Source organism: Cupriavidus sp. SIMBA_020, from assembly GCF_046535395.1.
GTDB lineage: Bacteria > Pseudomonadota > Gammaproteobacteria > Burkholderiales > Burkholderiaceae > Cupriavidus > Cupriavidus campinensis.
On the sequence record NZ_JAWRWU010001607.1, the window covers coordinates 1 to 238 of the forward strand.

Sequence of the window (238 nt, forward strand, 5' to 3'; positions counted from 1 at the left end):
GTCCCGCCGGCAGCACTCAGGAGTCTCCTTTCATGACTGAACCCTCCACGCCCCACGCGCCGCCGGGCGAAATCGTGTTGAGCCTGCGCGGCGTCTCGAAGCACTTCGGGGCGGTGTCCGCGCTGGCCGATATCGAGCTCGACGTGCGCGCGGGCGAAGTGGTCGCCCTCGTCGGCGACAACGGCGCGGGCAAATCCACGCTGGTGAAAATTCTCGCGGGCGTGCATCAGCCGAGCGC

The 238-nt window shown here is 68.5% G+C and carries 1 protein-coding gene; it reads left to right on the forward strand.

Annotated elements, in window-relative coordinates; translation table 11 throughout:
- Positions 1-32: 32 nt before the first annotated feature.
- Positions 33-238: ATP-binding cassette domain-containing protein (locus SB751_RS35040; protein ID WP_410749622.1), on the forward strand; the 206-nt coding region annotated here is incomplete at its 3' end.